Source organism: Symbiopectobacterium sp. (assembly GCF_047692315.1).
Classification (GTDB): domain Bacteria; phylum Pseudomonadota; class Gammaproteobacteria; order Enterobacterales; family Enterobacteriaceae; genus Symbiopectobacterium.
The window spans coordinates 124,074-136,797 of the sequence record NZ_JBLLJS010000024.1; the positions used below are offsets into that span (position 1 = coordinate 124,074).

The 12,724-nt window shown below is 49.4% G+C and carries 17 protein-coding genes and 3 pseudogenes; all 20 read left to right on the forward strand.

Annotated features, from left to right (window positions below):
* Positions 1-122: 122 nt before the first annotated feature.
* Positions 123-761, forward strand: coding sequence for a recombination protein NinG (locus ACMZI0_RS15100; protein ID WP_415673561.1), 639 nt, complete (start codon positions 123-125; stop codon positions 759-761).
* The gene (locus tag ACMZI0_RS15105; RefSeq protein ID WP_415673562.1) at positions 758-1,144 is read left to right on the forward strand and encodes a hypothetical protein; all 387 of its coding nucleotides are present in this window, start codon (positions 758-760) and stop codon (positions 1,142-1,144) included. The genes ACMZI0_RS15100 and ACMZI0_RS15105 overlap by 4 nt, the downstream gene beginning before the upstream one ends.
* Before the next feature lie 218 nt (positions 1,145-1,362).
* A complete protein-coding gene (locus ACMZI0_RS15110; protein WP_415673563.1) occupies positions 1,363-1,830 on the forward strand; it encodes a hypothetical protein in 468 nt (155 codons plus the stop codon).
* 445 nt (positions 1,831-2,275) lie between these two features.
* The gene (locus tag ACMZI0_RS15115) at positions 2,276-2,599 is read left to right on the forward strand and encodes a hypothetical protein (RefSeq protein ID WP_415673564.1); all 324 of its coding nucleotides are present in this window, start codon (positions 2,276-2,278) and stop codon (positions 2,597-2,599) included.
* Complete coding sequence (locus ACMZI0_RS15120; RefSeq protein ID WP_415673565.1) at positions 2,596-2,853, forward strand: hypothetical protein; 258 nt, start codon at positions 2,596-2,598, stop codon at positions 2,851-2,853. Before ACMZI0_RS15115 ends, ACMZI0_RS15120 begins: the two co-directional genes overlap by 4 nt.
* Before the next feature lie 51 nt (positions 2,854-2,904).
* Positions 2,905-3,345, forward strand: coding sequence for a lysozyme (locus ACMZI0_RS15125; RefSeq protein WP_415673566.1), 441 nt, complete (start codon positions 2,905-2,907; stop codon positions 3,343-3,345).
* 294 nt (positions 3,346-3,639) lie between these two features.
* Positions 3,640-3,750 (forward strand): annotated as a pseudogene (locus ACMZI0_RS15130) (Rz1 family lipoprotein); the annotation flags it as partial.
* A gap of 91 nt (positions 3,751-3,841) precedes the next feature.
* The gene (locus tag ACMZI0_RS15135) at positions 3,842-4,039 is read left to right on the forward strand and encodes a hypothetical protein (protein WP_415673567.1); all 198 of its coding nucleotides are present in this window, start codon (positions 3,842-3,844) and stop codon (positions 4,037-4,039) included.
* A gap of 223 nt (positions 4,040-4,262) precedes the next feature.
* A complete protein-coding gene (locus ACMZI0_RS15140) occupies positions 4,263-4,448 on the forward strand; it encodes a hypothetical protein (RefSeq protein ID WP_415673568.1) in 186 nt (61 codons plus the stop codon).
* Complete coding sequence (locus tag ACMZI0_RS15145; protein WP_415673569.1) at positions 4,423-4,905, forward strand: packaged DNA stabilization gp4 family protein; 483 nt, start codon at positions 4,423-4,425, stop codon at positions 4,903-4,905. Before ACMZI0_RS15140 ends, ACMZI0_RS15145 begins: the two co-directional genes overlap by 26 nt.
* A gap of 9 nt (positions 4,906-4,914) precedes the next feature.
* Positions 4,915-6,292: pseudogene (locus tag ACMZI0_RS15150) on the forward strand (packaged DNA stabilization protein).
* On the forward strand, positions 6,293-6,517 hold the full coding sequence (locus ACMZI0_RS15155) for a hypothetical protein (RefSeq protein ID WP_415673570.1): 225 nt from the start codon (positions 6,293-6,295) through the stop codon (positions 6,515-6,517).
* A gap of 129 nt (positions 6,518-6,646) precedes the next feature.
* A pseudogene (locus tag ACMZI0_RS15160) lies at positions 6,647-7,154 on the forward strand (tail needle knob protein).
* 9 nt (positions 7,155-7,163) lie between these two features.
* The gene (locus ACMZI0_RS15165; protein ID WP_415673571.1) at positions 7,164-7,619 is read left to right on the forward strand and encodes a DUF2824 family protein; all 456 of its coding nucleotides are present in this window, start codon (positions 7,164-7,166) and stop codon (positions 7,617-7,619) included.
* Positions 7,620-7,621: 2 nt separating this feature from the next.
* Positions 7,622-8,296, forward strand: coding sequence for a DNA transfer protein (locus ACMZI0_RS15170; RefSeq protein WP_415673572.1), 675 nt, complete (start codon positions 7,622-7,624; stop codon positions 8,294-8,296).
* Between the two features lie 9 nt (positions 8,297-8,305).
* A complete protein-coding gene (locus ACMZI0_RS15175) occupies positions 8,306-9,616 on the forward strand; it encodes a phage DNA ejection protein (protein ID WP_415673573.1) in 1,311 nt (436 codons plus the stop codon).
* Entirely contained in the window at positions 9,616-9,831 is a 216-nt protein-coding gene (locus ACMZI0_RS15180) for a hypothetical protein (protein ID WP_415673677.1), read from the forward strand. Before ACMZI0_RS15175 ends, ACMZI0_RS15180 begins: the two co-directional genes overlap by 1 nt.
* Positions 9,832-9,917: 86 nt before the next feature.
* Positions 9,918-10,340, forward strand: a complete 423-nt coding sequence (locus ACMZI0_RS15185) for a hypothetical protein (RefSeq protein ID WP_415673574.1) — start codon at positions 9,918-9,920, stop codon at positions 10,338-10,340.
* A gap of 131 nt (positions 10,341-10,471) precedes the next feature.
* Complete coding sequence (locus tag ACMZI0_RS15190) at positions 10,472-11,761, forward strand: phage tailspike protein (protein WP_415673575.1); 1,290 nt, start codon at positions 10,472-10,474, stop codon at positions 11,759-11,761.
* Complete coding sequence (locus tag ACMZI0_RS15195; protein ID WP_415673576.1) at positions 11,742-12,641, forward strand: hypothetical protein; 900 nt, start codon at positions 11,742-11,744, stop codon at positions 12,639-12,641. The genes ACMZI0_RS15190 and ACMZI0_RS15195 overlap by 20 nt, the downstream gene beginning before the upstream one ends.
* Positions 12,642-12,724 lie beyond the last annotated feature (83 nt).

The following is a 12,724-nucleotide window of genomic DNA, read 5'->3' on the forward strand; positions in this document are numbered from 1 at the left end:
ACTCAACGAGGAGATAACTACGGGCCGACCACTCGGCGCGAAGGATAAAACCCCGAGAGCTCGACAAAGCAAGCATGCTGCGGCGGTGAATAGATTCGACCAACTATTGCACGGGGTACGTCATGGGACAACGTGTTAGCCCGACATATTTAGTCTGTGAACACCTGAAAATACAGCCCACCAAACGCAGCAGAAAGCCGCCGAAGCCCAATACCTGTAAGTGCTGTAGAAAGAAATTCACCCCAGATAGACCACTGCAATTCGTTTGTTCCCCATCCTGCGCATACCAATACCAAAAACGACAGAAAGAGAGGCAGCAGAAAGATGCTGAAGCTAAATCTCGTCGCGAATGGAGAGAGCGTAAGGCCAAGTTAAAGCCGTTAACGCATTGGGAAGACTATACGCAACGGGTAGTCAATGACTACATCCGGGAGCGTGATGCTCACTTGCCATGCATTAGCTGTGGAACGTGGGAAACCGTTCAGTGGGAAGCAGGGCATTACAGGTCAAGAGGCGCGGCATCACACCTCAGATACAGCGAAGACAACATTCACAAACAGTGTCATCGGTGCAATGACGAGCTATCCAGCAACGCCATTCCATACCGTGCAGCACTCGTCAACAAAATCGGCCTTGAGCGCGTTCTAGCGCTTGAAAACAACAACACCCCACACCGTTACACCCGTGAAGAACTGGAAGCGCTGCGAGCGCATTACAGGGCTTTAACGCGTGTTCTAATCAAACAACGGGAGGCAGCATGACAACTGAAACCGAAAATGAGTTAAGCAATGTACTAGCGTTTCCGGCCAGGAAAGCGGACGAAAAAGACAACCTGCCATTTCTTCCCGAAGGAACGCAAAGACGCTTCTGTCCTCATGACATTGTTTGGGTTAATGAGCAGGAAAGACAGGTTCGCTGTCGACGTTGCGAGTTGGTGCTTGACCCATTTGATTACATGCTATCAGTCGCAAATAAAGAGGTGAAGTTGGCTGATACCGTCAAATATCTGCGACGTGAGGAAAAGCAGCGACGCCAGAACATCGAAAAGTTGATTCAGATAGAGAAAAACGCCAGGGCCAGAATCAGAAAGGTTGGATACAAAGAACCTCTTCCTCTTTGGCAAAACGAGAGGGTGGAATCATGAAAATGCTTACCTACGTCCTCAACCTCTTCACCCCCATAACTCCCAATATCCAGCCAACACACCTGCAGTCGTGGGATGCTGATCCGAAAAGGAGGAAAGAATGCGCAAAGAGCCAATAACTCAACTGATGTGCTTCGAGAGGGAGTCAGCGTTACGCATGAAGCACGGCAGGGGCATAGCATCAATAACCCCCCATGCAGCGCACATGGACACGCTACATGCTGCACAATTGGGGCGCAAAGCATCGCGGCGATGACCTGCCATGCGGTGGCAGCGGGGGAGTGTGGCGCATGATGTGGCACGAGCAATGGAACTCAGAACAAGGCGACCGGATACAGCTAATTTTCAGCAAGTTAGGCAAGCAGGACTACAGCGGGGAAGAGCTAATCAGGAAGGTTAGAGAAATATTTCTGCCATCAGCATCAGGAGCCAGCGTCATCAGTCTCGCCAAAGAACAGAATGACGTCGATTTTGTAGAGAAATGTCTGGTAGAAACTTTCATGCCCGATAGCCCGATCCGCGCTGTAGTTATTGAACGATATCGTGAACGCAATTACCCGCAAAATGTTTTACGCGACCTCACCGGAGTAGATATTGAGTCCTGCAAGCGTCGGGCGCGGTGGGCTGAAAGCTGGCTGAGGATATGGTTTTTTCTACAATTAAACGTGAAATGGAGAAAGAAATAGCAAATAAAGAATAATAAATAGAAATTTTTTTCATAAAAGCCTTGATTCGCGAACTGAGTATGCTCGGGAGCAAAGCGAAAGAGCAGGTGGTGAGATAAACGAGGCGGCGCTCACCATTGAACCGCCAAGCGGGTATGTTCAGCAGATGGCCTTGCTACTCCCGCCATGCAGGCTGGGAGGTCTGCAAATAACCTCCTGTACTTTGATGTCACAGTGATGGTCGATGAAGGTGGAGTTCAGATACAAAGTTTGGCAACTGGCTCTGATCTCCGTCTCTCCTTACTCAAGCCCTAGCTAACCGCTGTGTATTTTCTTTAGTATTTTCAATGTTTTGATAGCTGGCATCCAACTCTAGCTAGAAAGTTCGATTCTTTCATGGCCCGCCAAATTTCAGGCTGAGCTAATTGCTCGGCCTTTTTTATTTACTGCACACAGCGAGGATCCCGTGAAGATACCTGAAATTATTAAAACGGGGTTCGTTAACTCAGCCCCGTGGCTATTGGTTTTGGTTTTCCTGTCATATGCGGGCGCTGAAATTAACTCCCGTATTAACTCTGCTGAACACGCATATCCTCGCGCTGTTGTCTCTTACGGTTTGGCTAATGCCAAGACCGATGACGAGTTAATCACCACGGTTGAAACATGGAAGCGTGACGCATGGGGAGCACAGATTGGGGCATTGCGCGTTCTTTGCGAAAAAGACCGGGATTACGTGAATAGCCTCGGTGGTAATGATGTGGGTGCACGGATATGCAGGATTACAAAATGAATGATCAGCCCAGTAACGGTATTACCCAATTGTTCGCCTGGATTGCCGGTGTTGCCTCTGCTGCTGGTATTGCTACACAGGACATGATTTACATCTTCTTCGGTGCTGTCGGTGCTGTCGGTGCTGTCGGCGCTGCTGTGTCTGTTTTCTCATTAGTTAGAGGGCGTGTTGATGCCTATCGAAACCGAAAGGAAGAAGAGCGCCGCACACAGTTGCTAGCTGATTATTTGAAAATCGCTGCACAAATACCCTGATTCTGAAAATCCCTCATCAGTGGCTGAGGTGATGAAGAGGATCAGCGAATAATGGCACCATCACTACGCAACAAGATTGCTGGTGCCGCCGCAGGTGGTGCTATCGCTATTGCTACCGTGCTGATTCAGTGGCATGAGGGAGTTCGATATACCCCATATTACGATGTGGTTGGTGTGCTCACTGTTTGTTATGGGCATACAGGCTCAGACATCATCCCCACCAAGAAATACACGCAGGCCGAATGCAATGACCTGCTAGCGAAAGATATCGCACCCGCTGCCGCTGCTGTAGAAAAAGCCGTAAAGGTTCCGATGACCGATATGCGTAAAGCTGCGCTTATCTCATTCATGTACAATGTTGGCATTGATTCGCTGACTCGCTCAACGATGCTGCGCAAGCTGAATGCTGGTGATACATCGGAAGCCTGTGACGAGCTAAAGCGGTGGGATAAAGCAGGCGGTAAAGTCTGGCGTGGATTAACTGACCGCTGAGCGGTGGAGCGTGAGCTATGTCTATCAGGGCTACAATAATAGCCGTTCTGCTTGCTCTCATTGCTGCGCTGTCATTCGGCGTCTACTACTACCACGACGCATACAGTGAGACAGCAAAATCGCTGAAGCTCGCCAACGCCACAATCACCGATATGTAGATACGGCAGCGTGATGTTGCTGCGCTTGATGCCAAATACACCGGAGAACTCGCAGATGCTAAAAGCAAGCTGGCTGATTTGCAGCGCTGTGTTGCTGCTGGCAAGTGCGGGTTGCGCGTCAACGTTGTCAAGCAGGCCACCTCCACCTCCGGCCTGGATGATGCAACCAGCGCCAGACTTACTGACTCCGCTGAACGGGATTATTTCACTCTCCGGGAGCGAATCGAAACCATCACAAAGCAACTGACCGGATTGCAGCAATACGTCCGTGAGCAGTGCTTGAAATAACCAGCCCGTTAATTCGGGCTTTTTTGTAACTACAACCACGAGAACTAAAGATGCTTACTATCAAGATAATCAACAAAGAGAAAGATGTTTCAATTTTCCAATCACTCGGTGATGTCAGCTATGTGAAAGACTCTCGGAAAATCTTCTTCACTGGCTGGCATGGTGGTGATGCTGACCTGCTGCTTGATGAAGGTGAGGTCGTTTATGTATGCAACGAAAAGGGCGTAACAGTGGCCCTATGTTCCTAAAAATCAGTCAGAAGAAGTCAGTCACGGCAGAGTATTGGCCCATTAAATCTGTCGCATCAATCACTACAATCGCTGACGGCGTATTTGATACAAGCGACATTGTGGCTGAAGTGCGATTCAACAATGAAACCGTCACTATTTACAAATATCAGAATGCATGGCTGGTAAATGACGAAGGGAAAATCCTTGAGGTCATTAACCGCGACTATATGTGGAGCTAAAAATGGATCGCATGAGCGTTTTTATCGCAGCAGATAACGAGGCTGGACACGTCCAAGCCGTTATCGTTGAGAAAGATTTCCCGATTTACGAAAAGCCGGGCTTTGTCGCCTCTGTTGACGACATCAAGCCAGCAACCAAGCGCGTGCGTAAGGCGGCTGACAATGGCAACGACGCTAACAAAGAGTGAGATAGTCCTGTTTGCCCTGCGTAAGTTTGCCGTGGCATCGAATGCGACACTGACTGACGTAGAGCCTCAGTCGATGGCTGATAGTGTGGCTGACCTTGAAGATATGATGTATGAGTGGCAGATAAACCCCGGCGACATTGGCTATCTGTTCGCGGTGGATGATGAAGATCCGCTTCCAGATGATGATTCAGGGCTTCCGCGCAAATACAAGCAGGCTGTTGGCTATCAGCTACTTCTCCGCATGATGTCAGATTACAACCTGGAGCCTACGCCACGCATCAAAACCAACGCAGCAAAGGCTTACGACGCACTGCTCACCGATACGCTTGAAATCCCATCCATGCGCCGCCGTGGAGACTTTCCTACCGGGCAAGGCAACAAATACGACACATTCTGCACCGATCGCTACTATCCCGACGATAGGCCGGAAACTGACGACGATGTGCTAAATCCATAAGGTGAGAGAATGCCAATCCAACAGCCTCCGCTCATGAAGGGCAGCGGCAAAAACTTCCGCGATGCTGACTATGTGGACCTGCTTCCGGTCAATATGCTGGCGACACCTAAGCAAGTGCTGAATAGCAACGGCTATCTACGCTCATTCCCCGGCATAGACAAGCGTTCTGATGTTGCAGGTGTATCGCGTTTGCGGTGGTAGCCTGTATCGCGGTCAGTCTGTCGTAGGTTCGGTGTCAGGTTCTGGGCGCGTGAGCATGGCGTATGGGCGTACATCGCAGGCTGTCGGCGTTTGCGGGCAATTGGTACTGTATCGCTACGATGGCACTGTAAAGACGGTGGCGAATTGGCCTGTGTCGAGCGGTTACACTCAGTACGAATTAGGCTCAGTGCGTGACGTCACCCGCCTGAGCGGGCGGTATGCGTGGTCGAAAGATGGTACTGATTCGTGGTTTATCTCTGACCTTGAGGACGAGTCTCATCCTGACCGCAATAGTGCAGAGTACCGTGCAGAATCCCAGCCGGATGGCATTATCGGCATGGGGACGTGGCGTGACTTTGTTGTGACATTCGGCACATCGACTATCGAGTATTTCTCGCTGGCTGGAGCGACTACGGCGGGGGCGGCTCTCTATGTTGCTCAGCCCTCGCTAATGGTGCAGAAGGGTGTCGCCGGGACGTACTGCAAGGCGAAGTTTGGCGACTTCTACGCATTTATCAGCAACCAGGCAACCGGCGCACCGTCTATCTATGTGATTAACTCAGGGCAAGCGCAGCCAATCGCTACAGCTTCCATCGAGAAGATATTACGCGAGTACACCGCCGATGAATTGGCTACGGGCGTCATAGAGTCGTTGCGCTATGACGCTCATGAGCTGCTTATTGTTCACCTGCCACGCTACGTGTTGTGCTTCGAGACAGCATCGAGTGAGAGTGGCGGTCCTCAGTGGTGCATTCTGAAAACTGGCCTGTTTGATGACGTATATCGCGGCATCGACTTCCTATATGAAGGGAACAACATCACTTGCGGTGACAAGCTGGAAGCGGTGACCGGTCAGTTTAATTTTGCGTCAAGTGCTCAATATGGGAAGCAACAGGAGCACCTGCTTTTCACCCCAATGTTTAAGGCAGATAACGCTCGCGTGTTTGATTTCGAGTTTGAGGCAAGCACAGGCGTTGCTCAAATAGCCGATCGCCTGTTCTTATCCGCAACCACGGACGGCATCAATTATGGGAGCGAGCAAATGATTGAGCAGAACGCACCATTCATTTATGACAAGCGCATTCTATGGCGTCGTGTCGGGCGCATACGTAAAAACGTGGGATTCGTGCGCATTATCACCAAATCACCAGTGACCCTATCAGGCTGTCAAATCAGGGTGGAATAAATGGCTGACCCATCACTTAATGCGCCTGTCGTCGTGCAGGCTCATCGCATCGACGCGTCTATTCTCCCGCTGAATATCTTCTCTATCCCGTATCAGCTTTATGTCATTCAGAACGGTATGGACTTCGGTAATGTTGCTGGCAAGGCAAATCAGGCAGGGCAGGGCGCATATGATGCGCAAGTTAAAAACGACGAGCAGGATGCGACTCTGGCTGACCATGAGTAGCGGCTTGATGATGCTGAGGCTAAGCTAGCCAATCACGAATCTCGTATCACGGCAGCAGAAGCGACGCTTGCCAACCATGAGGCGCGTATATCATCGGCAGAAAGCACAATTGCCATTCACACGACGCAGATTTCCGCAAATACCGCTCAGTTAGCCAATCACGAAGCCAGAATCACCACGCTTGAGACTAACTTTGCTGCGTATCAGGCGTACATGAACCGGCAGAAATCAGAGGTTGTTTACTCTGGCATTTCTCTGTCAATCCCTACTACTGCAACAAATTTGCTAACGCTGCTAGGCCCGCTGACTCCGACAACTGGCACATTATTGCCATTCTTTGACATCGCGGTCGGAAGCACTCAATAAGTTCAAAAATCTTAGTGTAAAGATAAACATACGTGGCACATATGCATCATCGTCAGGTAATCGCTCGATGCAAATAACATTCGGCACTGTTGTCCATGACACGATTGTGATTAGTCGTGACGCGGCAACAAGTATTGATGACGTGTTCATAAACACCTTTTTTGCTGTCGATGAAAATGACGACATCGTATCGCCTGGTATCACGATGATGATTAAGGCCAACGGCAGCACATTCACGGCAAGTCGGATAAAAATCATCGCCACTCAGTGAGGCGCACTCATGATTTCATTTAAGCCAACCCGAAACATCGACCTGATAGAGGCTGTTGGTAATCACCCGGACATTGTCGCTGGAATCAATAACGGTGACGGATACGACTATAAGCAGGAGTGTCGTTATTTCGAGGTAAGTGCTTATGGTCAGTTCGGAATAATCGTATATTACCAATATATTCAGTATCTTAATTTCGATTACCACGCGATGTACCTGCCAGAAATTCGCGGATTTAGCAAAGATATTGGCTTGGCATTCTGGCGATTAATCCTGTCAGAAACGAATGTGCAATGCGTTACTTCATTCGCTGCCCGCAAATTCCGTCACGGGCAAATCTACTGCGCGATGATCGGCTTAAAGCGCGTAGGGACCATCAAGAAATACTTCAAAGGCGTTGATGACGTCACCTTCTATTCAGCCACTCGCGAAGAACTAACCGACTTCCTCAATCACGGGAGATAACTATGCTATACGCATTTACGCTGGGCAGGAAACTGCGCGGCGAGGAACCATTTTGCCTTGAAAAAGTCGGCAAGGGTGGCAGTAGTGATAATGGCGCAGGCGCTCAAGCCGACGCCATGAACTGTGCTACCGCCTTGCAGCGAGAGCAATGGCAAACGGTGATGAATAATCTCGCGCCTTTTACTCCGCTGGCGCAGCAGTACGTCACGCAGTTGCAGGATTTGTCCTCACTCAGCGGGCAAAACTCAGCACTGAACAGTTATTACAATTCTGACCAGTACAAGCAGCTTGCAAATCAGGCTCGCTATCAAGGCCTGAATGCGGCAGAGGCCACAGGTGGACTAGGCTCTACTGCGACCGGCAATATGCTTTCTTCCATTGCCCCAACGTTGGGCCAAAATTGGCTATCAGGCCAGATGAGCAACGCGCAGAACTTGGCGAATATCGGCTTGGGCGCGTTGCAAGGTCAAGCTAATGCCGGACAGACGTACGCCAACAACGCCGGTCAGCTCTACCAGCAGCAGGCAGCACTGGCAGCAGCTAATACCAATAAGCCATCTGCCTTGCAACAAGGTATTGGTGGCGCATTGAGCGGTGCTTCTCTTGGTATGGGAATTGGTGGCCCATGGGGCGCGGTTATTGGCGGCGGTCTTGGCGTTCTCGGCTCACTGTTTTAGGAGGTAATCATGGCTACTACTCAACCATGGGCAACTGGCGGCAGTATGCTGGCTGGTATTGGTGGCAATAACACTAATGCCCCACAGGCCAGCGACGTTAATGCAACTCTCGGTCTGATTCGCCAGAACAACGAGTTCGCGCGTGCTGGTGGGAATAACGTTGGATTACAGGCGTTGCAGGGATTGAAAGGTCTTTCCGATGCCTACAAGCAAGACCAGTTACAGAAAGCGCAGGCGGCTTTTAATCAGGCCCACGCTAACGCGTGGAAGTCTGGTGACACATCTGCGCTGCGTGATTTCGCTGTGAAGAATCCGGCATTCGTAACGCAGGCTCAGGCTGCTGTATCGCACCTCGGCGAAGAGCAGCGTAAGGATATCGGTAATCTCGCTGCTGGTATGCGTGTATCGCTGGCTCAAGGGCCGGAAGCGTTTAGTAAGTTTGTTAACTCGAACACTGGTACTCTCGGGCGAGTTGGGGCTGATCCAAACACTGTATTGCAAATGGGAATTAACAACCCGCAGGCGGCGCAAAAGTTCGTTGATACGCTTGGCATGTCATCGCTGGGTGGAAAGGATTACTTCGACATTGTTGATAAGCAGCAGGGTAGAGTAATTGATAGAGATAAGATTGCGGTAGACAGAGAGCGCTTAGCCGAGACGGCGCGTAGTAACCGTGCTGGTGAGGCAGTGCAATGGGCTAATGTCGGAATTGCTCAGCAGAATGTGAACGTGCGCAAACTTGAGCTTCAAGATAAAGCTCTTGACCGCCAAATCGCCAGAGAGACGAATCAGGTTCAGCTTGGTGTATTGCAGGACAAGAGAGCTGCAACCCAGCGCGAGCTTGAACAAGCTAAGTCTGATAAGGCCGACGCATACAACACCAGCATGGATGCCATGACTCGCGCCATTGATACGGCAAACAAGGTGCTTAACAGCCCAGGCTTTACTGGATATTTCGACGTTAACTTAATGCCGGGGACGAACAGATGGATTCCGGGAACAGATACGGCAGACACTAGAGCGCTAGTCGATACGCTTAAATCGCAGGGGTTCATGTCTGGCATTCAACAAATGCGTGGGCTTGGTGCGCTGAGTAATGCCGAGGGGCAAAAGGTAATGGACGCCATCGGAAACCTATCGGCTAGCCAGTCCGAAAAATCAGCGCGGACATCGATAAAAACAATCATTGACACAACCCAGATGGCGCAAAAAAGACTGCAACAAAAGTACGGGAAGGATATCCCGGCGCAGCAGCCTAATCAGCAGCAATCACAGCTATCAGATGATGATCTGGTGAATAAATACCTCGGGGGCAGATAGTGGCATACGACCGCGAACAGCTTATGACCGCGTTACGCAATGCTGACGCGGCGGGTGATACAGAAGGGGCGACCAGAATTGCTCAGATGATCCAGTTGCAAGGACAACAAGCGCAGGAGACTCAACAACCATCATCCCCAATGGTATCAGCAGAGGAGAACGCCAGACAGGAAAACGTGGTCAATAACGCCAATGTTGCGAGATGCAATTGGTAATGGCGCAGTGAATAGGCTAGATACGATTTACCAAGCGGCAAAAGCCATGAATCGCCTCAACACAGGGAAACAGTACGCCAGCAGCCTTGTCTCAGCAGGTAAATAACTTCCTGAAAGAGAAGAGCGGTCTGTCAAAGATATATGGCATTGCATCCAAGGCTGCCGCAGCAGAGGGCATTACTAGCCTGTCAGGATTCCCCGGAGCAGGCGCGGCGGGCGTAATCTCTGGAGCGCTGGCGGCGGGTAAAACCAGCAGGATAAAAGCCGCTGATGCGCTGCTTTCATCGCCAGAGTTCAAATCAATGTTGTTCCGGTTGCAAAGCGCACCTATCGACAGGGACGAGGTTAGGCGTGTGATAGAAAGAAAGGTGATGCAGTCAAATTCTTTTAAGCGGTGGGAGAAAACCCTATCAACGGATGAGGCTAAAACCCTTGGGCGTGTTGGATTGATAACGTGGCTGTCTCAGCAAGACACTACCGCCACCGAAGACCAATCCAGAACGCAATGAGAAATGCGACAATCCAACCTGCTGTTACCATATTTACCTCCGCCACGGATGGCTAAATAAAAACCACATTACCCAATATCAACCGCAAATTCACGCAATTTGTGGGGAACTACTCACGCATGGAGAAAATAATGGCGGAAATTCAACCCAATGTCGTAGTTTCGATGCCGTCTCAAAACTTCACGCTAGCCCATTCTTTCAAGGCCAACGCCAACGGTAAAATCTATATAGGATTAATCGATACTGACCCGTCAATCCCAGAGAACCAGATTCAGGTCTATCTCGAAAACGAGGACGGCAGCCACGTACCTGTAGCACAGCCAATCGTTATCAACTCTGGCGGCTTCCCGGTATACAATGGGCAGATTGCCAAGTTCGTGACCGTGCAAGGCCACTCCATGGCGATTTGCGACGCCTACAACGTGCCGCAATTCTATTTCCCGAACGTGCTTAAGTATGACCCGGATCAGTTTAGGGTGTCGCTGGGAGGGAGTGATGGATTCGGTTATATTGGCGGGGCAACATATGCGCAAATCAGGGCGTACACCGGTTCACTTTCTCGCGTTTATTGCCTCGGTCGCAGTAACGTTTTTGATGGTGGTTATGGATTTTTTGAAGTCGATTTGACTGACACTACGAGTGCTGATGATGATGGCACTGTGTTGATTGACGTATCCGGTCGTCGCTGGAAGCGTCAATACTCTGGTGCTGTGAATGTCGTTTGGTTCGGGGCTAAAGCTGGAGATGACACGGCGTCAGTCGCACTTGCAAATACGTCAGCATTTTGCCGCGCTTGCTTATCGCTAAAAACAAGTTGGGATGCATGGCGCACGGCGACAAAAGCGTCAAGGTCTGTTTATGTTCCTGCTGGTGATTACAACTTGTCTAACGGGCTCACAATACCAAAAGGTTGCTCGCTATACTCCGACGGAGTGGGGGTGGCTCGTCTAAAAATACTATCAAGCACCGTCGATGCGGGAACAAAACTACCCTTGGTGTCGCTGGGTTCTGTTATAGATGATGCCGGTCTTATTGTGGCGTCAACTGGTGCATATGTACAAGATCCGGCACCTTCTATAGATAAAATCTACCTCAACCCACAAAACTCAAATACCGCCGTAGACGTCAATGGGATTCCCGGCTTTCATATTGGTAGCTTATGGATTCAGGCTGATAGTGGTATTGTAATTCGTGGTGGGAGTGGTGACGGAATTATTGAGAGTGTTTTCGCGGAAAACGGAATAAGCAGAGGGGTTGTGTTCGCTGATTGTCAGAATATCACAGTAAATAATCTCTATACGTTCTTGTGTTCTAACTCTGTGGTTTTTTCGACAAATAGTAATAACACGACCGTTAAATCAATTCAAGCTAATTACCCTAAAGTAGCAGTTATCCAAATAAATGACGGGGGTTACTGTTAGAGGGGCAAAGGTTGGGATTTTGATTTCAAAAACAAACGAACAATTCTCAATATTTACATCAGTGGTTCGCTGCCGTGGTACTGGTTGCGACATTAGTATAGATGACATGGATGCAAGGAATTATAACGGCTATGCCACTAACAACGAAACAGGATTAAATAACTCAATAAAGATTGGAAGATTAATGCTTAGGCAAGCGCCACATAACTCAACAGATACGGCAGGGACAAATGCAAGAGGCTGTAGGGCTAACAATTCAGAGCTGATAGTTGATAGTGCTAATATTGCGGAGCTAGGCTTTGCTCCGTTCAGTCTCGAAGGAACTTTCCAGGCTAAAATTTATGTTAATGGCGGGGTAATATCAGGGCTTAATGCAACTGTTCCAGTTGTAGATATCAGCAACACAAGCACATCGTCTATATGTGAAGTGCAGGTTGAACCACCGTCTGGATTGGCACTTTTCAATCTACAGCAATATATTTCCCCTCGCTACGATAGGGTTAGAAGGCCATTTCTAACGGTGACAGAGGGTGGACGGCTGGCGATCAAGATTCCATTTATTGGCAACGCAAACACATGGAGGCTGTCAATACGCGCCAACACAAACTCCGCAGGAAACGCAAATTACCGACGAGTTAGGCGGTTGTTCGTCGCTCAAGAAACCGGGTTTGTAAGCTCAGCAGTTGTTACAAATTTGGCATCGATTGACGACGGAAACACATCACTATCAACATCATTCACTCCTGATGTGGTGTATCAGCTAGATATTGATACGGTTGGTAACGGATCACAAAGGCCATATCAGAGCTATGGATATGCAGTGATATCAGTACCGTCAACATATACACAACTGGTTTTTGATGTAGAGAAAGAACTGTAATACGAAATATGGCAAGGGAATGCCGTCAGTGATAGCATAGGAGGTAAGCTAGTCAATATCGGACAAACCACGATGAAATTAAG